Consider the following 17,179-nt stretch of genomic DNA (forward strand, 5'->3'; position numbering starts at 1 on the left):
TCATTCTTGGCCGCCCAATTCAATCGTGAAAAGGACCTCCCATGAAAACCTTCATTCAACCGGGCCAATCGGTCACGCTGGCCGCCCCATTTGACGTGTTATCTGGCGCCTGCCTCAAGGTCGGTGCGATTGTCGGTGTCGCCGCAAATGATGCGCCTGCTGGCGCCGAAGTGGAAGTGATGCTGACCGGCGTGCATGATCTCGCCAAGGCAGCGAGCCAGGCGTGGACAGTCGGAGCCAAGGTCTATTGGGATGACACCAACAAGGTCACGACTACCACGGCCACGTCCAATACGCTGATCGGGGTAGCTCTCCTGGCGGTCGCAGGTGGTGCAAGTGATACGATCGGGCGCGTTCGCCTGAACGGGGCCTTCTGATGACGGCGTTTGCGGCTGCGGTGGACTTACTTTTTGCGGACCCGAATCTTTCCACTCCTGCGCTCTACCAGCAATCCGGCATTGGGGCGGAGCGCGGGGTTCGGGTGATGCGCCGCAATCCAGACCGCTTTGTTGAGTTTGGTGCCGCACGCTTGGTCAGCGACAGCGTGGTTCTGGATGTGTGCGTGAGCGACTGTCCGGAACTGGCGGCTGGCGACCGCTTCGAGATCGGTGGCGAGATCTTCGTCGTCCAGGGCGCATCGCAGCGCGATCGCGAGCGGTTGGTCTGGACGTTGGAGCTCTTGCCCTGGTGGCCGGACCCGCATGCGGACCTGGCCGGTTAGAGACGAGGAGCGCGCATGATACGGATGGACGTCGTCGGTGATCTTGGTGCCATGATGGCGGCCGAAATTAAAGCGGGCGAACGTGCTGTCAGCAAGGCTGTCGGCGAGGCCGGGACCGGCCTGAAGGCCGCCTGGCGTGGCCAGATCACCGGTGCAGGTCTTGGTGCACGTCTGTCGCGGACGATCCGCTCGGAGCTCTATCCCAAGGGTCAGCCTAGCCTGAATGCGGCCGCGCTGGTCTGGTCCAACGCCCCTGTGATCCTTGGTGCCCATGACACAGGGCCGCTCATCCGCTCGAAGGAAGGATTTTGGCTCGCAATTCCGACGGCAGCGGCCGGTAAATCTGCCCGCGGTGGTCGTATCAGCCCCGGCGAATGGGAACGCAGGCGCGGAATGCGCCTCCGGTTCATCTATCGGCGCAGCGGGCCGAGCCTGCTGGTGGCGGAAGGTAAGCTGAACAGCCGCGGGCTCGGTGTCGCCTCGCGCGCCAAGACAAGCCGGGGGCTGACCACCGTGCCGATCTTCCTGCTGGTACGACAGGTAAAGCTGAGGAAGCGGCTGGATCTGGATCGGGCCGCCAAGGCCGCGCAGGACGGAATCCCGAGCGCAATCGTCGCGAACTGGGTCGAAACTCGACTGGGCAGCTGAGGCGGATGGTGCCGGCACCAGGGATCGAACCCGGGACCTGATGATTACAAATCAACTGCTCTACCAGCTGAGCTATACCGGCGCCTGCGATGTTTCCTATGTGGAAAAAGCGGGAAAGGGAAGTGGCGGAAGAGGTGGGATTCGAACCCACGGTAGGTTCTCACCTACGCCGGTTTTCAAGACCGGTGCCTTAAACCGCTCGGCCACTCTTCCCCTTGGTGCCCACGGCCGGACTCGAACCGGCACGGCCAAACTGGCCAGGAGATTTTAAGTCTCGTGTGTCTACCATTCCACCACGTGGGCCGTGGTAGGCCCGGAGGGATTTGAACCCCCAACCAAAGCGTTATGAGCGCTCTGCTCTAACCGTTGAGCTACAGGCCCGATGGCTGGTTTCTGACGGAATTTCAACGAGAAGGCAACCAGATGCCCACACCGCGCGAAACGATCCTGACCGCGCTTGCTGACCTGCTCAGCACGGTGCCCCGCGTTCCGGTCTTGCGCGGCGAGGTCTTACCCGAGCGGATCCCACCCTCAGGCCTGATGGTCCTGCGCGATGGGAACCCGGGCGAGCCGGGCGTCACGCTCTCGCCGCTCATGTACCACTACCAGCACCGGGCGGAACTCGAGGTGATCGTGCAGACCGGCGAGGACCGCGACGCGCGCTTTGATCGCCTGATCGGGCGCATTGGGGCTGCCATTGCCGCCGATCGCACGCTGCGCGGCCGCTGCGACTGGGTTGAGGCCGAGGCGCCAGAGCCGGTCGATCTGCCGGTTGAGGGCGGGGCCACGATCAAGGCGGCGATCGTCCCCATCATCCTGCATTACGCCACCAGCGACGCGCTGGCCTGACCACCTGACATTTACGGAGAGAGACGATGGCAAGAGCCCAAGGGGCGCGGGCGCAGATGGCGCTGGCGTTCGAGACGACTTATGGCACGCCGCCTGCGAGCGGCTTCACGCGGATGCCCTTTGCAAGCACAACGCTCGGAGCAGAGCAGCCGCTGCTGGCCTCGGAACTTCTCGGCTATGGCCGCGATCCGCTGGCCCCGACCAAAGATGCTGTGACGGCTGATGGCAATGTGGTGATCCCGATTGATGCGGCCTCCATCGGGTTCTGGTTGAAGGGTGCTTTCGGCGCGCCCACGACCACCGGCACCACCAGTAAGACCCATACCTTCCAGTCAGGCAATTGGAACCTGCCCTCTTTCGCTATTGAGACCGGTATGCCGGAGGTTCCGCGCTATGCGATGTATGCGGGCTGCAAGCTGGATAGCCTCAGCTGGCAGATGGGCCGCTCCGGTCTTCTGACCGCGACCGCCAGCGTTGTTGCCCAAGGCGAGACCGTCGCGACCACATCTGCCGCAGGATCCCTGGCAGACCTGACGCTGACGCGGTTCGGGCATTTCAACTGCTCGATCAAGCGCAACGGGCAAGCCATCGGCAATGTGGTCACAGCCGATATCAACTACGCCAACAACCTCGACCGGATCGAGACCATCCGCTCCGATGGCAAGATCGACGGTGCCGACCCATCGGTAGCTGCCCTGACAGGCAATATCGTTGTCCGCTTTGCTGATCAGACGCTGGTGACCCAAGCGATCAATGGCGAGGCTTGCACACTTGAGTTCGACTATGCGCTGACTGGCGGCGTTGGGCTCAAGCTCACAGCACATGCGGTCTACCTGCCGCGCCCACGGGTCGAGATCACAGGGCCCCAGGGCATTCAGGCCACCTTCGACTGGCAGGCAGCGCTCGCCGCTGATCCTGGCCGCATGTGCACAGTGGTCCTTACCAATACCATTACAGGCTATTGAGACCGACCCGTCGATCCTTTTGCCGCATCAAGTACGGACGTGTTGGCTTTCGCACTGGGTTGTCCAAGCGGAGCACCTTGCGGCCATCATGCTCGACCTCTGCCCAGCTGCTAATGGCTGGCGGCGTTATCAGGCTTTCGCTGAGCCTTGCAAGGCTCGCATGCGCGGCATGCAGGCGCTGCTCCATCCGGTCGGCGCGCTGCATGGTCTGCTGCAGGTGATACTGCACCTCAGCCAAGCGATCGCGGAGTTGATCCCGTTCCGTCTTGACGATCTCCAGAGCTACGGAGACTTCCAGAAATTTCCGGTGCGTGTCTGACATGATCCTGTCCGTTCTGCTTCAATCAGGCTGTCTGCCGCTCAACAAAAAGCCCCACCACGCTGCTGACGTGACGGGGCGTTTCGGTCTCGAGTGGGGGCTTAAGATTACATGGTAATGCAACCACGTTCCGCGATGCCCGCTCCTGCGTCAATGGCGCAACCGAGTTTCCCGGCCCTCAGAAGAAGGCAAATTGTGCGTGTGTATAGAGCCAGTCCATTTGGATTGGGGCGCGAGCACAAAAAAACCTGCCGTATGACACGGCAGGCTTGAGGAACCTTTGGGTTGTAGAGCTAGTACGATTGATATCGTTCCGCTTTCCGCCGCAGCGATCAAACCATCAAAAGCATAATTTGAACCGCAAACGAGCCTTGCGGCAAAGAAAGGGAGCACATGCTTCGACTGAACCTGACCCATGAAGCGCAATGGCTCGATCTGGGCCACGGCGTCCAGATCCTGATCGCCCCGATGACCACAGCGCTGATGATGGCCGCCCGCAAGGAGGTGCAGGGTCAGATCACACTGCCGGACGGGCCTGATGTGGATGACAGCGACCTCGACACCGATGGGATTGCGCTCGCGATGGCCAAAGCGGTGGGGCGCATTGCCATTCAGGACTGGAAAGGCGTCGGCGATGACAACGGCTTTGCCCTTTCGGTCAGCCCCGAGGGCATCGACGCGCTGCTCGACATCTGGCCGATCTTCGAGGCCTTTCAGACCAAATATGTTGCCCGCGCCATGATCCTGGGCGCAGAAAAAAACGCCTCACCGCCCTTGCCGATTGGGAGTTCGGCGGGGGCGGCGACTATTGCCAAGCCTGCGCGGGCACCTGCCCGGACTGCCCGCAAAGCCTGAACGCGCCGCAGACGCTCGAGGGCTGGCAAGTCTGGGACCTCGTCCAGCGGCTCAGCGGGCAGTTGCGGGTCTCTGGTAGTGCCGTGATCGGATGGGACATGGGCGCGGCACTGCAGCTAGGTGCTGCCCTTGGGATTTCTGCCACTGCCATCGCGGAACTGCTGCCGCCCATCGAGGCGGTCATGGTGCGCAAGATCAATGAACACATGCAGGCCGGATCAGGCCTCATCTGACCTCGTTTCCATTGGGAACGAGGTAACGCCTTTCAGGGAAATTCTTTCATGGCCACCAAGCAAGTCTCCGTCCGCCTGTCCGCCACAGGCGGGCGGCAGGTGCGCGCCGAACTCGAAGGCGTGGGTGAGGCAGGCAGCCGTGGTTTCGGGCGGCTGTCGCAGGAGATGGAGGCTGCGAACGCCCGGCTGGCCAGTTTTGCCCGCCGCACCCAGATTGCCGCAACCGCTGCGGCCACGGCGCTGGCGGGGGCGGCACTGTCGATGACTCGCTCGACGGTGACAGCGGCCAATGAGATCAGCCAGCTCGCCCAAGTGGCCAATGCCTCGCAGGAGGTGTTCCAACGCTGGTCGGCGGCCTCGAGCACCGTGGGGATCGAGCAGGAGAAACTTGCTGATATCCTGAAGGACGTGAACGACCGGGTGGGGGATTTCCTGCAAACGGGCGGTGGGCCGATGGCGGACTTCTTCGAGAATATCGCGCCGCGGGTGGGTGTGACCGCAGACCAGTTTGCCCGGCTCTCGGGCCCCGAGGCACTGCAGCTCTATGTGTCGAGCCTTGAGCGCGCGGGCGTCAACAGTCAGGAGATGACCTTCTACCTCGAGGCCATGGCCTCGGATGCCACCCGGCTCATCCCACTGTTACAAAACGGCGGAGCCGAGATGGGCCGCCTTGGCGCGCAAGCGGAGCGGCTTGGGGCCGTGCTGGACAGTGACGCCATCGCAGCGATGCGCCGGTCCGAACTCGCGCTGGTCAGCATGGGCCAGGTATTCACCGGCATCCGCAATAAGGTGGCTGTCGCGCTGGCGCCGTCGTTGGAGGCCGTGGCCAACGCTTTTGTCGCGCTGGCCTCGTCAACGAGTCCTCTTTCACGCGCCTTTGATGCGGTGCTGGTTAATCTCGACCGGCTGGCCATTTATGCCGGGACCTTTGCCACCTTCTTGGCGGGTCGCTGGGTGGCAGCCATGGCGGCGGCCGCCCTCTCGGTGCGCGGGCTGGCCACAGGCCTCGTGTTTCTGCGCGGGGCGCTGATCCGCACCGGCATCGGCGCGCTGATCGTGGGTGCGGGAGAACTGGTCTACTGGTTCACGCGGCTGGCCTCAGGCGCGGGCGGGTTTGGTGAGGCCATGCGGCTTTTGAAGGCTGTCGCGGTCGAGGTCTGGGACCGGATCAAGATGGGCGCCGCTGCCGCAGGCGCTGCGGCCACGGCCATGTTCTACGATCTGAAGGCCGATGCGGCGGCCGGCATGGCCGGGGCCATCGAGAGCGTGGTCGCCTTTGGCAATAGCACGGCCAATACCTTTGAGGGCGCCCTGCTGGCCGTGCGCGAGATCTGGTCGCGCCTGCCGGATGTGATTGGTGATCTGGCCTTCTCGGCCGCCAACCGCATGCTCGACGGCATCGAGGCCATGCTGAATGGCGCGATCCGTCGGATTGACGCGTTTACGGGTAAGATCCGTGACGCACTGGCCTCGGTTGGCATTGAGACAGCTTTCGGCGAGATTGGAGAGATCAGCCTCGGCGATATCCCGAACCCTTTTGCCGGGGCTTCTGCGGATGCAGGCAAAGCTGCAGCCGAGGCCTTCCAACGGGCCTTTGAGGATAATCCACTCACAGCGCCCGATCTTGGGTTGGACGGGATCGCCGCTACGGCCTTGACCACCGCCAATAGCTATCGGCAAGCGGCAACCGATCTCGCCGCGGGTGCAACTGCCCCGCTGACCTCCTGGGAGGCGCTGCGCGCGGCTGTCGCCGGCACGGGCGACGAAGGGGCTGCGGCACTGGAGGAAGCGACCGCCTCTGCGCATCGTTTGGGGGCAGCGCTTGGCGGTGCGGGCGGCAAGGGCAAAGAAGCGCAGGACAAGCTCCTCACCGGCTTTGCAGCAGCGAACAAATCGCTCAGCGATTACGCCACGGAGGCTGGGAACTGGGGCAAGGGCCTCGGCGAGACCCTGGTCGGTGCGTTTCAAGGGGCGGAGAACGCATTTCGCGACTTTGTCCGGACCGGCAAGCTGAACTTCAAAGGCCTGGTGGCCTCGATCCTCGAGGATCTCGCCGTGCTGCAGTTTCGTAATGCGGTGCTCGGGCCGATCGCCAACGCGCTCTCCAGCGCCTTTGGCGGCTTGGGTGGGAGCACCGTCACCGCGGCCGTATCGCATGCGGGCGGCATGGTGGGGATTTCTGGGTATTCCCGGCAGGTCCCAGCGCTGGCCTTTGCAGGTGCTCCGCGCATGCATAGCGGGGGATGGGCCGGGCTGCGGCCAGACGAGGTGCCAACCATCCTGCAACGTGGCGAGCGGGTGCTGAACCGCCGTGAGGTGGCGCAATATGGTGGTCACGGGGCGAGCACATCGCGCGTCCGCATCGAACTCGGCGAAGGGCTCGTGGGCCGCATCATGGAACAGGCCGGCGCGCAATCCGTGGAGATCGCCCAGAGCAGCCTGCGGGACTATGACCGGCTGGTCGCGCCGCGCACGCTGGCCCGCGTCAGCCAGGATCCAAGGCGGAGGGGCTGATGGCACTGACCTATCCGCTCTCCTACGGCCAGTTCCTCGGCGTGCTGCGTGTAGAAGAGGTGACGTTTCGACTGTCCCATCCGCAGGAACACACCCGGCTTGGCGAGGGTACGGTGATCAGCGCGAGCCTTGGGGCGTCGCTCTGGACAGGCACCATCCGGCTGGCGCAGGCAAACCATATCCGTCACGCGCAAATGGAGGCGCTGATCGGGCTCATGGATCAGCCGGGGGCGACGTTTCTGTGTCATGATCCAAGGTATGTGGGCCCCGCCAGTGATCCGAGTGGCAGCATTCTCGGCAGCCGAACAGTCACGATCCATTCGGTGGCCAGCAACATGCGCGAACTGCGGCTGACTGGCTTGCCTTCAGGATACTTGCTCTCAGCGGGCGACATGCTGGGGTTTCAATATGGGGCGAACCCTGTGCGCTATGCGCTGCACCGCATCGTGATTGGCGGGACGGCCTCAAGCGGCGGACTGACACCGCTCATGGAAGTCGTCCCCACCCTGCGGCCGGGTGCCGTAGCCGGGCTGACGGTCTCGCTGATCCGGCCAGCCTGCAAGGCGCGGCTGCTGCCAGAACCCACCTATGGCTCCGGCCGCCAAGCGCTGAGCCGCGGCGCCAGTTTCGACTTCATCCAGACGCTGAGGTGATCCGCTTACTGCTGCGCTGTCGGCCGAAAGGTGAGCTTGTAACCAAGGGCGCCGGCGACCTGGGACAGTGTGCTCAGCGTTGGGTTGCCGCCCTGCCGGAAGGATTTGTACATGACTTCACGACTGACATTTGCGGATGCCGCGATCTCGCTCATGCCGCGCGCGCGCGCAATATCACCAATCGCTGCCACGATCAGGTCGGGATCACCATCTTCAAAGGCCGCTTCGAGATAGGCTTCCTGCGCTTCGGGCGTGGAAAGCCGCTCAACTGGATCCCATGGACGTGTCTCAAGTGCCATCGTTAGCCTCCTTGGCCAGTTGTTTCGCGCGGGCAATATCATCGCTCTGCCGTTTCTTGTCTCCGCCACAGAGCAGGATCACAATCCGTTCGCCCCTGCGCGTAAAATAAAGCCGATACCCCGGACCATAGTCGATACGCATCTCACTGACGCCATCCCCGAGGGATTTGGCATCGCCCAGATGCCCGAGGGACAAGCGCCGCAACCGAACCTCGATGCGTGCAATCGCTCGCATATCCTTCAAGCCATCGATCCAGGCTTCAAATACTGCTGTCTGTCGTACCTCGAACATCTGTGTAATTTAATACACAAGCTCCGTCCTGTCAAACCCGGACCCGCCCTCCAATGCGCATCCTCGACCCCACTTCCGCGGAGTATCTATCCGCCCGCACCGGTGTGGCCAGCCGCCATATGGTGCATGTCATCGCCCGTAACCGGGAGACCGGACTGCCGGAAGCCCTCGGCCTCTGGCAGGGCGACGACCATCTGACCATCGCCATCGGCGAGATCAACCGCACCTACTATGGCGCGGGTGGCTTGATCGGCGTGGAACCCATCCGCGCCGGGATTGGGCTCGAGGTCCGCATGCTGCAACTGGCACTCAGCCCGCTCACGCCAGAGGTGGCGCAGATTCTGCGCGGCTATGACGCCCGTCTAGCCCCGGCCGAGGTTCATCGCGCGCTTCTGTCCCTCGAGACCGGCCAGCTCATCGCCGAGCCGATCCGGGTGTTTCGCGGCTGGGTGGATGAGGTGAAGATCCGCACGGGCGAAGTCGGCGGCACCGGCGAGGCCACGGTGACGCTGGCCAGTGCCGCGCGGGGGCTTACACGCCCGCTCACGCTCACCCGCTCAGACGCCGAGATGCGCCGCCGCAATGCGAGTGACCCGTTTCGCAGCTACACCGATGTCGCAGGCGAGGTGGGCGTCTGGTGGGGCGAGAAGCGCGAGCGTGCCTGATGGACCGGCTTTCCATGCTCATCGCTTACGCCACCGAGGCTGGACAGCGCCCCTTCCGCCCCGGCCGGCATGACTGCGCGCTCTTTGCGGCGGGATGGGTCAAGATTGCCACCGGACAGGACTACGCCCGCGGCTGGCGCAGCACCTATCGCAGCCTGAAGCGCGGCCAGCAGCTGCTCGAAGTGGCGGGGTTCAGCGACCATGTGGATTTCGCTGCGGCTCATCTGCCCGAGATCGCGCCCGCCTTCGCGCAGGTGGGCGACCTTGCCGTGCTCGATGACCAAGCCCTCGGCATCGTCGCTGGCGAGATGATCTACTGCCTGAAGCCGCAAGGCCTCGGGCTCATCCCCCGCAGCGCGATGCGCCGCGCCTTTGCTGTGAGAACGCCCTGATGCCTCCTGTCGGTGCTGCCATTGCCGCCGTCGGCGCCGCGATCAGCGGTACTGTCGCGGCCATCTCGGCCTTTGCGGCGAGCTCCTTCATCGCCTCGATGATCGTGAACACCGCGATCTCAGTGGGCATCTCGCTGATCGCGCGGGCGCTCACGCCCAAACCCACGATCAAGCAAAGCGGTATTCAGACCGCGGTCACCACGACCGGCGGCACCGAACCGCAGGGCTTCATCCTGGGGCGCACGGCCACCGCCGGGCACCATGTCTGCCCACCGATGAGCCATGATGATGGAGGCACGCCGAACGGGTTGCTCACTTACGTCGTTGAACTGAGCGATCTGCCGGGCATCGGCCTTTCACGCGTCATTCTCAATGACGGCTATTCCCAGATCGGCCCCACCGCGCATCCGGATTACGGCTTCCCGCTTCTGAACCAACGTGTGGGCGGCACGGATCACGCCTGGATCAAGTTCTATGACGGGAACCAGACCGTCGCCGATCCGATGCTGGTCGCCAAATACGCGAACTACCCCGACCGGCCTTGGAGCAGCAGCTTTGTCGGCCACGGCACCGCCTATGCCATCCTGACCTTTCGCTACAATCGCGAGGTCTTCAACAATCTGCCCACCGTCCGCTTCGAGCTGGACGGCATCCCGCTTTACGATCCGCGCTTTGACAGCAGCGTGGGTGGGGCCGGCTTGCAGCGCTGGTCCAACCCCGCCACCTGGGCGCGCTCCGCCAACCCCGCCGTGATGATCTACAACATCCTGCGAGGCATCCACCTGCCCACCGGTGAGATCTGGGGCGGAGATGTGCCCGCCGATGATCTGCCGCTCGACAACTGGGTCACGGCCATGAACGCCTGCGATGCGTCAATCGGCAGCCGCCCCAGCTTTGTCGCAGGCCTCGAGGTCAAGCTCGAGATGGAACCGGCCGAGGTGATCGACGAACTGGCCAAGACCTGCCTCGGGCAGATCAGCGAGATGGGTGGCGTGTTTCGGATGCGCGTGGGCGCGCCCGCAGCCCCGGTCCAGTTCATCACCGATGAGGACATCGTGATTTCCGCGCCGCAGGAGCTGGATCCGTTTCCGGGGCTGGCCGCCAGCGCCAATGCCATCGCCTCGGAATATCCCGAGCCCGCCAGCCTCTGGACTTCGCGCGCGGCACCACCTCTGTTCAACCCGACCTGGGAGGCGGAAGACGGCGGCCGCCGCCTCTCGACCAGCCTCAACTTCCCGGCCTGTTCCGACGTCTCCCAGATCGCCCAACTCATGGCGGCCTATATCAAGGACGCGCGGCGCTTCCGCACCCACCGTCTCGTCCTGCCACCCGAGGCCTTTCTACTCGAGCCGCTGGACACCATCGCCTGGACGAGTGCGCGCAACGGCTACACCACCAAGATCTTCGAGGTTGTGGAGATCACCGACCAACCGGGCACCATCAACCAAGAGCTGGTGCTGCGCGAACGCGATCCCGGTGACTATGGCTGGACCTCCGCTCAGGATCTGCCGGCTGTCGTGCCGGTCACAGGCTTGGCGTCGCGCCCGCCGCAGATCATCGCCGGCTGGGCGGTGGCCGCCAGCACCTTGAAGGATGCCCTAGGTCTCGACCGTCGCCCTGCCATAACGCTGTCCTGGGTGGGCAGCGCGGCGCTTGATGCGCTCTTTGTGCGTTACGAGATCCGGTTGAAGGCCACAACGCAGGTTGTGGCGGCGGGCCTCGCCGATCGCGCGGCAGGCTCCGTGCTGGTCTCGGAAGGGATGCTGCCCAATACCGCATATGAGGTGCGCGGCCGCTACGTGCTTGATCGCCCCACCGACTGGTCGAGCTGGCTCGATGTCAACACGCCCGGGGTCTATCTCAACGGCGACGATCTGCGCGGCGGCATCAAGGGGCTGATGGATGACGCGAGTCTCGCCCCCGTAGAGATATTGGCGACACTCCCTGAGACCGACAATGCCCCCGGTCGCGTCGTCTTTCTGACCACGGATGCCAAGCTCTACCGCTGGACCGGCAACGCCTGGAGCCGCGAGATCGCGGCGGGAGATATCACCGGCGAGCTGGGTGCGCCGGGAAGCGGCACCACGCTGGCCGGTGATGCCGTGCTGGCCGGCATCATCTCCGCAGGCGGGATCAGCGCCGATCTCATCAGCGTAAGCCAGCTCTCGGCCATCAGCGCCGAACTAGGAACTTTCCAGAGTGCGGCCAGCGGCGAGCGCGTTGTCATCGAGGATGACCGCATCAGCGTGTTTGACGCGGCCAATCAGCTGCGCGTCCGGATCGGGAGGCTCTGATGCCCTTTGGAATTCAGCTCCTGACCTCGCGCGGGGTGCAGAACATCGCCGCCATCCAGGATATCGGCCTGCGCCTGGTAGCCGCGTACGACCTGACCAATAACCCGAACAATGTCTCATCGATCTGGGCCCTGCCGTCCGACAATAACAACGGGCTGATCCCCAGCAGCTCCGGCAGCCTGGCCGGACCGGCTGGTTTCGACATCGGGGACAATGGCCATATCTTCATCTTCCTCGATATCTTCAACGGCTCCTTCTTTCCCGCGGGCAGCTATGCCGGTGTCTGGGAAGACAGGGTGCGGTTCAGCTGGAACAACACCACCAAGATCCTGTCCTGGACCTCTATCCCGGTGCAGTCGGGCACGCCCGGCCGGGCCTCGGCCTTCGGCAATTCCCCCGGAGGGTGCCAACTTCGCCCCACGCTTTCACGGCCATAATCAGCTTTCAAGCGCTCCAGCGGATGGAAGCGCTGAGAACTTCGTGCACCCTGCTTTCGGCGGGGTGTCGTGAGGCTGTTCAGTTGCCGCCCGCGTTATGATCAAGGGGCTCAACGGAATAGTTGAAACTCTCCCTTATAGTCGGCGCCGGCTTGATGACGGTGATCTATCGGTTTGGGTGCTTATGGCTTTCCGTGAGAGGGGTGCCAAAATGTAAGCATGGTCCATCATGTTGATAAGAAGATATTTTTTTAAAGGCCATGGTGGAGGCTGGCAAGCTGTACTTGACGCTGTTTATCCCTCTCATCTTCTCGGCTCTGATATTCACGCCGCATCGCGGGTGTAGGATGTGACAATGCCGCCAAGCTGGCGATTGCGCCGGATCGGGCCGTCACGAACGGGCCGGAAATCGACTTGCAGCACGTTGTTGCCGATATCCCGCCCACGATGCGGGCGCTCGACATTGTAGTGGCGCACCCAGGTCCGCAGGATGTAATCAAGCTGGGACCGGCTGAAGCAGACGAAGAAATCGAGGCATTCGCGCTTGATCGTGCCGATGAACGATTCCGCGAATGCGTTTGCGTCGGGCGCCCTGTGCGGGATCTGGATCACCCGAGCGGCCTCTGACGCCCAGACGGCGTCGAAGCTGGCGCTGAATTTGGTGTCGGCGTCGCGGATCAGGAACTCCGGCGTGATGCCTTGTTCTTCGCACCACATCAACGTGTTGCGGGCCTGCTGGGTGACCCACGCCGAGTCCGGGGCATAGGTCGGCGCGCTACAGAAGACGCGGCGGCTGCCGAGGTGGATGAACATCAGCACATAAGCCGTCCTCGGCCCGCGTAGCGTAAACACGGTCTTCGAGAAGAAGTCACAGGCGACCATGGTTTCCATGTGCGCCCGGATAAAGGTTGTCCACGGTAGGGCAGGCTTCTTCCTTCGCCGCTCAGGGCTCGGGTGGATGCCCGCCTCATTGAGGATGCGCTTGACGGAATTAGCGCCGGCATAGAGCCCCAGCTTTTTCAGCTCGCCTGCGATCCGCTTGTAGCCCCAGAGAAGGTTCTCAGAGCCAATACGAATGACGACATCGCGCAGTTCTTGCGTCAAGCGTGGCCGTCCCACGGCCTGAAAGGGGCGTCCACCACGCATCTGGGCGAGCCACCGCTTGTAGGTCGCGGGCTTGGCCACTTCCATCAGCCCGTCGATGTCATGCCCGCATTCTTCCCCGATGCGCAGCAGTTCGGCTTTTTCGGCGGGCGACAGGATGATCCGTTGCGTCGGGATGCGCGCCCGCAAGATCGCGATCTGGGCCTTCAGCAGTCTCAGTTGCGCGTTGTGCCGCGGCATGAAGAACTGGTTCAAGAAGACCAGAAGGAGGGATATGGTCGAATTCATCTTGCCGGGCTCCACCACGGCGTTTAAAAAAATGCCGCTATGTCAAAGTGATGGGCCTCGCTTACATTTTGGCACCCCTCTCAGGGAAGGCCAAAAGCACCAAGACCTGCGGATCGCCGACGTCGAGCTCGGGCTTGGGATGTGACTGGGCTTTTCCTCTCCTGCCGATCCCCTCGATCACGACCCCTCAGGGTGCTGAGCCGCGTCAGGAAGCCCTCCCAATCAACCGAAAAAATGTCGCGCAGAGTTTCGCTCAAGCCCGAAATGGCTGCCTCTGACACGGGAGAGAGTTAGCGGCCAGGTTGGCTCCCTCCGGGATTTGCCAAGATGTGCGCATGGAAATGCCTTTGTCAGATCGGGGAAAGGGATGTCAGAACGCGCGTGAGCCAGCCTTGCTGGCCTGTATCGGCCACGTCACCCGCACCGATATAGGTGATTTCGGCATTGGCGATCCGGTCGGATTGCACAACATTGTTCGACGTGATGTCTTCGGGTCGGACAATGCCCTGCACCCGGATGTATTCATCGCCATTGTTCAGCGTCAGCTTTTTCTGGCCAAGGATCTCAAGGTTTCCGCCCGGCAAGACCCGCACGACATGCACCGAAACCTGCCCGGTCAGCGAGTTGGATTGCGCCGCGGTGCCGCTGCCGGTGAAGCTTTGGGAGGTGCCGCTCGATAGATCGGGGCCAAGCCCGCCAAAGGGCAGGCCGCTGGGCAGTTGCAGTTCGAAGGAAGAAGATTTCGCGCTGCCGGCATTTTGCGATTTGGTGGCCTGAAAGCTTTCGCTGAAAGCAACGGTCAGAATATCGCCAACATAGTTGGCGCGTCGATCGGTGGCAAATAGCCCCGCTTGTTGCGGCGCGTAGATCGCACCGCTTGGAAAACCGCCAAGCTGCCTCTCGGTCGCCATGGGATAGATCGGGCTGAAATCCGCGCTTGCGGCTTCTTGCACCTGCGTGGCGCAACCGGCGAGCATCGCTGTCGCCACAAGGGCAAAGGGAAAGGAAAACGAAGAAAGACGCATCATGGCATGGCCCCGATCAGAGGTTGTTCGAGATGTGGCGCATCATCTCGTCGGTGGCGCTAATCGCTTTCGAGCTCACCTCATAGGCGCGCTGGGTTTCGATCATATCGACAAGTTGCTGCACGACATTCACATTCGAGCTTTCCAGATAGCCTTGTTGCAGCTTGCCAAAGCCGCCTTCATAGGGGACGCCTTCGATCGGGGCGCCGCTGGCCATGGTCTCGATCACAAAGGTCTCACCGATAGGTTGTAGCCCTCGTGGGTTGGTGAAATTCGCAAGCGTGATCTGGCCGACCTCTTGGGGTGCATTCTGGCCTGCGATCATGACGGACACGACGCCGTTTTGCCCAATGGTGATCTCGGTCACATTGTCGGGGATCTGGATTTCGGGCTGCAAAACATAACCGCTTGGGGTGGTCAATGTGCCTTCGGCGTTGCGGGAAAAGGCACCGTTGCGGGTATACCCCATCCGGCCATCGGGCATGAGAACCTGGAAAAAGCCCATCCCGTCAATCGCAAGATCGAGCGAATTCTCGGTGCTCACAAGGCTGCCTTGGGAATAGAGCTTTTGGGTCGAGACAAGCCGCACCCCGGTCCCCACCGTCGAGGATGAGGTCAGCGCCGTGCCATCTGCCGTCTGGGCCCCACCCGACCGCATGACCTGATACAAAAGGCTTTCAAAGTTCGCGCGGTCGCGTTTGAAGCCGGTTGTATTCACATTCGCCAGGTTGTTGGCGATGATCTGCATCTTGGTCTGCTGGGCATTAAGACCAGTCTTGGCGACGTGCATGGCGCTTGCGGACATCTGGAACTTCCTTTGTCAGGTTCGTCCCACTATCTTGCAAGAGCTGTGCCAGCCGGTCATTATTCTTGGGCAATCCGCATGATTTGCGCGGCGGCTTGGTCGATTTGCTTGGCGGATTCAATGAACTTCACGCTCATTTCGAACCGGCGTTGAAGCTCGATGGTGTAGACCAATTCTTCCACGGCATTGACGTTCGAGCCTTCAAGCATGCCTTGCTGGATGTCTGCCAACTGATCAGGCTCGGGGAGCGTGCCATCGACGGCGCGCACGCGGGCATCGTCGCCTTTGCGCAGCTCGACATCGGCGGCCGTCGTGGTTCCGATAAATCCGACAGAGACAAATTGGCCAATCTCGGCGGCAAGCGGATTGACCAAGATTTCACCAAGCTGGGTGATTTGTATCTCTCGATACGGCGGCACCTCGATCGGTTCTAGACCGTCGCTGAGCACAAGTTCGTTGGCCCCATTGACCAAAACGCCCTCGCCGGTGAACGAAAGATCGCCGCGTCGGTTGAGGGCCGGTGGGGCGTCGTCCGGCGGCTGCACAAAAAACCAGCCTTCGTTGAGAATGGCGATATCCGTATCGACGCCGGTGGGGTTCATGGTTCCATACTGGTTGGAGAATTCGCTTTTTCCCGTCGTCAAGGCAAAGGCGCGTGCGGATTGCTCTTGACCAGCTTGCAGGTAGCCTGTGGCGGCCTGTCCCCACAGATCCTTGCGAAACCCCGGCACAGTCATGTTCGTGAGGTTCTGCGCATTGATCCTTTGCAACTCTGCCAAGTTGCGCATCGAGTTCAACGCGGTGTGAATCATACGATCCATGGCGGTTCTTGCTCCTGTGCCGGGGTCTGCGATTACATCCGGATGTTGATGATGGTCTGGGTCAGGCTTGTCGTGGTCTCAATCGCCTTGGCCGACGCCTGATAGTTCCGCTGGGCGGTGATCAGGTTCACCAACTCTTCGGTGATGTCGACATTGGATCGCTCAAGCGAGCCTGACTGGATCGTGCCAAAACCCTCCGAGCCTGCTTCGCCCACCTGTGGACGACCGGAAACGGCGGTTTCGACATAGGTCGCGTTACCGATCTGTTTCAGGCCGTTTTGGTTGTTGAAAGTGGCCACCACGATCTTGCCCAACGGGTTGTTTTGGCCATTGGTATAATTGGCCCGGATCGTGCCCGAACTGTCGATCTCGATCCCGTCAAGGCGACCAGAGGTAAAGCCGTCTTGTTGGACCGAAAGCACCGAGAAGGGCTGGGCAAGCTGGCTCGAGGCCGAGAAATCGATATCAAGCGAGATCGAGAAACCATCGGCTTGCTGCTCGTAGCTAACAAGGTTCTTGGGGCTGATCAGCTTACCGGTCTTGTCGAAGGTCAATTCACCTTCGTCGATGTAGAGCGGGTAATACCCGGACACCAAATTCTCTGGCGGCGAAGTCACGACATTGCCATCCGCATCGACAAAAAGTGCAAGCCCATCGGCATTTGTGGCCTGCACAAGGTTGAAGATTTTCGGAACTGCGCCGACCCCCAGGGGGACATCATCAAGCCCAAGGCGCGCGGTACCCTTGACCTTGATGGTGGAGGTGTCACCGGTGGTGCCCGTGGTGAACGTGAAGCTGTTGGACGAGGCCGAGTAGCGAACTCGGACACCCCCGACAACCACGCCGGTTTCGGGATCGGCGATTTGGTTCACGCGTTCTTCAAGCGCTGCGGCCAGCGTGGTGCCGACATAGTTTCCGGGTGGGATCGCGATGACCCCGGAAATTCCGTTCACCGAGACATTAAAGACGTTCTCGTTGTTGTTTGCGGTCAAGCGGAAGA

22 protein-coding genes and 4 tRNA genes are annotated in these 17,179 nt (G+C 62.2%); 14 read left to right on the plus strand and 12 right to left on the minus strand.

Features of this window, described 5'->3' with window-relative positions; translation table 11 throughout:
• Positions 1-41: 41 nt before the first annotated feature.
• Genes ACMUJL_RS00445 through ACMUJL_RS00455 form a run of 3 tightly spaced genes read left to right on the plus strand, consistent with a single transcriptional unit; the run spans position 42 to position 1,369 of the window.
• Positions 42-377, plus strand: a complete 336-nt coding sequence (locus ACMUJL_RS00445; RefSeq protein ID WP_375571258.1) for a DUF2190 family protein — start codon at positions 42-44, stop codon at positions 375-377.
• Positions 377-721 carry a head-tail joining protein gene (locus ACMUJL_RS00450; RefSeq protein WP_375571256.1) on the plus strand — a complete coding sequence of 115 codons (345 nt, stop codon included), beginning with the start codon at positions 377-379 and terminating at the stop codon, positions 719-721. Before ACMUJL_RS00445 ends, ACMUJL_RS00450 begins: the two co-directional genes overlap by 1 nt.
• Before the next feature lie 15 nt (positions 722-736).
• Positions 737-1,369 carry a DUF6441 family protein gene (locus tag ACMUJL_RS00455; RefSeq protein ID WP_375571254.1) on the plus strand — a complete coding sequence of 211 codons (633 nt, stop codon included), beginning with the start codon at positions 737-739 and terminating at the stop codon, positions 1,367-1,369.
• A 6-nt stretch (positions 1,370-1,375) separates the two neighbouring features.
• On the opposite strand, the gene ACMUJL_RS00460 is transcribed toward ACMUJL_RS00455, so the two are convergent.
• The 4 genes from ACMUJL_RS00460 to ACMUJL_RS00475 form a co-directional block, all read right to left on the minus strand.
• Positions 1,376-1,451, minus strand: a tRNA-Thr gene (locus tag ACMUJL_RS00460).
• 41 nt (positions 1,452-1,492) lie between these two features.
• Positions 1,493-1,582, minus strand: a tRNA-Ser gene (locus ACMUJL_RS00465).
• A gap of 3 nt (positions 1,583-1,585) precedes the next feature.
• Positions 1,586-1,672 (minus strand) — tRNA-Leu (locus tag ACMUJL_RS00470).
• 2 nt (positions 1,673-1,674) lie between these two features.
• Positions 1,675-1,750: transfer RNA gene (locus tag ACMUJL_RS00475), tRNA-Ile, on the minus strand.
• A gap of 42 nt (positions 1,751-1,792) precedes the next feature.
• Here ACMUJL_RS00475 and ACMUJL_RS00480 point away from each other — a divergent pair.
• Together ACMUJL_RS00480 and ACMUJL_RS00485 are read left to right on the plus strand one after the other, a co-directional pair.
• Positions 1,793-2,218: an acyl-CoA transferase gene (locus ACMUJL_RS00480; protein ID WP_375571252.1), complete on the plus strand. Its 426-nt coding sequence runs from the start codon at positions 1,793-1,795 to the stop codon at positions 2,216-2,218.
• Positions 2,219-2,244: 26 nt separating this feature from the next.
• Positions 2,245-3,183, plus strand: coding sequence for a phage tail tube protein (locus ACMUJL_RS00485; RefSeq protein WP_375571250.1), 939 nt, complete (start codon positions 2,245-2,247; stop codon positions 3,181-3,183).
• Here the strand turns inward: ACMUJL_RS00485 and ACMUJL_RS00490 are convergent.
• Positions 3,170-3,505: a hypothetical protein gene (locus tag ACMUJL_RS00490; RefSeq protein WP_375571248.1), complete on the minus strand. Its 336-nt coding sequence runs from the start codon at positions 3,503-3,505 to the stop codon at positions 3,170-3,172. The two genes, ACMUJL_RS00485 and ACMUJL_RS00490, sit on opposite strands and share 14 nt — an antisense overlap.
• 390 nt (positions 3,506-3,895) lie before the next feature.
• Here ACMUJL_RS00490 and ACMUJL_RS00495 point away from each other — a divergent pair, with 390 nt between their 5' ends.
• The 4 genes from ACMUJL_RS00495 to ACMUJL_RS00510 all read left to right on the plus strand — a co-directional run bounded on the left by ACMUJL_RS00495 (position 3,896) and on the right by ACMUJL_RS00510 (position 7,757).
• Positions 3,896-4,357: a hypothetical protein gene (locus ACMUJL_RS00495; protein WP_416914061.1), complete on the plus strand. Its 462-nt coding sequence runs from the start codon at positions 3,896-3,898 to the stop codon at positions 4,355-4,357.
• A gap of 83 nt (positions 4,358-4,440) precedes the next feature.
• Entirely contained in the window at positions 4,441-4,590 is a 150-nt protein-coding gene (locus ACMUJL_RS00500; RefSeq protein ID WP_419096486.1) for a DUF7697 family protein, read from the plus strand.
• Between the two features lie 48 nt (positions 4,591-4,638).
• Positions 4,639-7,104, plus strand: coding sequence for a phage tail tape measure C-terminal domain-containing protein (locus tag ACMUJL_RS00505; protein ID WP_375571240.1), 2,466 nt, complete (start codon positions 4,639-4,641; stop codon positions 7,102-7,104).
• A complete protein-coding gene (locus ACMUJL_RS00510) occupies positions 7,104-7,757 on the plus strand; it encodes a hypothetical protein (RefSeq protein ID WP_375571238.1) in 654 nt (217 codons plus the stop codon). The genes ACMUJL_RS00505 and ACMUJL_RS00510 overlap by 1 nt, the downstream gene beginning before the upstream one ends.
• 5 nt (positions 7,758-7,762) lie before the next feature.
• Here the strand turns inward: ACMUJL_RS00510 and ACMUJL_RS00515 are convergent, their stop codons facing one another.
• Both ACMUJL_RS00515 and ACMUJL_RS00520 read right to left on the minus strand, forming a co-directional pair.
• The gene (locus tag ACMUJL_RS00515) at positions 7,763-8,056 is read right to left on the minus strand and encodes an addiction module antidote protein (RefSeq protein WP_375571236.1); all 294 of its coding nucleotides are present in this window, start codon (positions 8,054-8,056) and stop codon (positions 7,763-7,765) included.
• Positions 8,046-8,348: a type II toxin-antitoxin system RelE/ParE family toxin gene (locus ACMUJL_RS00520; protein WP_375571234.1), complete on the minus strand. Its 303-nt coding sequence runs from the start codon at positions 8,346-8,348 to the stop codon at positions 8,046-8,048. The genes ACMUJL_RS00515 and ACMUJL_RS00520 overlap by 11 nt, the downstream gene beginning before the upstream one ends.
• Positions 8,349-8,401: 53 nt before the next feature.
• Here ACMUJL_RS00520 and ACMUJL_RS00525 point away from each other — a divergent pair, with 53 nt between their 5' ends.
• From ACMUJL_RS00525 to ACMUJL_RS00540, 4 genes are read left to right on the plus strand one after another with little or no spacing between them, the layout of a single operon-like run.
• Positions 8,402-9,013: a hypothetical protein gene (locus ACMUJL_RS00525; RefSeq protein ID WP_375571232.1), complete on the plus strand. Its 612-nt coding sequence runs from the start codon at positions 8,402-8,404 to the stop codon at positions 9,011-9,013.
• Positions 9,014-9,027: 14 nt separating this feature from the next.
• Positions 9,028-9,405, plus strand: coding sequence for a DUF6950 family protein (locus ACMUJL_RS00530; RefSeq protein WP_416914062.1), 378 nt, complete (start codon positions 9,028-9,030; stop codon positions 9,403-9,405).
• Positions 9,405-11,699 (plus strand): phage tail protein, encoded by a 2,295-nt coding sequence (locus tag ACMUJL_RS00535; protein WP_375571228.1) that lies wholly within the window; start codon positions 9,405-9,407, stop codon positions 11,697-11,699. Before ACMUJL_RS00530 ends, ACMUJL_RS00535 begins: the two co-directional genes overlap by 1 nt.
• A complete protein-coding gene (locus tag ACMUJL_RS00540) occupies positions 11,699-12,136 on the plus strand; it encodes a hypothetical protein (protein ID WP_375571226.1) in 438 nt (145 codons plus the stop codon). The genes ACMUJL_RS00535 and ACMUJL_RS00540 overlap by 1 nt, the downstream gene beginning before the upstream one ends.
• A 324-nt stretch (positions 12,137-12,460) precedes the next feature.
• On the opposite strand, the gene ACMUJL_RS00545 is transcribed toward ACMUJL_RS00540, so the two are convergent.
• Entirely contained in the window at positions 12,461-13,495 is a 1,035-nt protein-coding gene (locus tag ACMUJL_RS00545) for an integrase core domain-containing protein (protein WP_416914063.1), read from the minus strand.
• 19 nt (positions 13,496-13,514) lie between these two features.
• Between ACMUJL_RS00545 and ACMUJL_RS00550 the strand changes: the two genes are divergently transcribed.
• The gene (locus ACMUJL_RS00550) at positions 13,515-13,673 is read left to right on the plus strand and encodes a hypothetical protein (protein WP_416914064.1); all 159 of its coding nucleotides are present in this window, start codon (positions 13,515-13,517) and stop codon (positions 13,671-13,673) included.
• Positions 13,674-13,878: 205 nt separating this feature from the next.
• On the opposite strand, the gene ACMUJL_RS00555 is transcribed toward ACMUJL_RS00550, so the two are convergent.
• The 4 genes from ACMUJL_RS00555 to ACMUJL_RS00570 are packed head-to-tail and all read right to left on the minus strand — an operon-like array spanning position 13,879 to position 17,171.
• Positions 13,879-14,556 (minus strand): flagellar basal body L-ring protein FlgH, encoded by a 678-nt coding sequence (locus ACMUJL_RS00555; RefSeq protein ID WP_375571222.1) that lies wholly within the window; start codon positions 14,554-14,556, stop codon positions 13,879-13,881.
• A 13-nt stretch (positions 14,557-14,569) separates the two neighbouring features.
• Entirely contained in the window at positions 14,570-15,358 is a 789-nt protein-coding gene (gene flgG / locus ACMUJL_RS00560) for a flagellar basal-body rod protein FlgG (protein WP_375571220.1), read from the minus strand.
• 59 nt (positions 15,359-15,417) lie between these two features.
• On the minus strand, positions 15,418-16,179 hold the full coding sequence (locus ACMUJL_RS00565; protein ID WP_375571218.1) for a flagellar basal body rod C-terminal domain-containing protein: 762 nt from the start codon (positions 16,177-16,179) through the stop codon (positions 15,418-15,420).
• 32 nt (positions 16,180-16,211) lie between these two features.
• Complete coding sequence (locus tag ACMUJL_RS00570; protein WP_416914066.1) at positions 16,212-17,171, minus strand: flagellar hook-basal body complex protein; 960 nt, start codon at positions 17,169-17,171, stop codon at positions 16,212-16,214.
• Positions 17,172-17,179: the final 8 nt, after the last annotated feature.

This window comes from Seohaeicola sp. (genome assembly GCF_048006315.1).
Lineage (GTDB): Bacteria > Pseudomonadota > Alphaproteobacteria > Rhodobacterales > Rhodobacteraceae > Seohaeicola.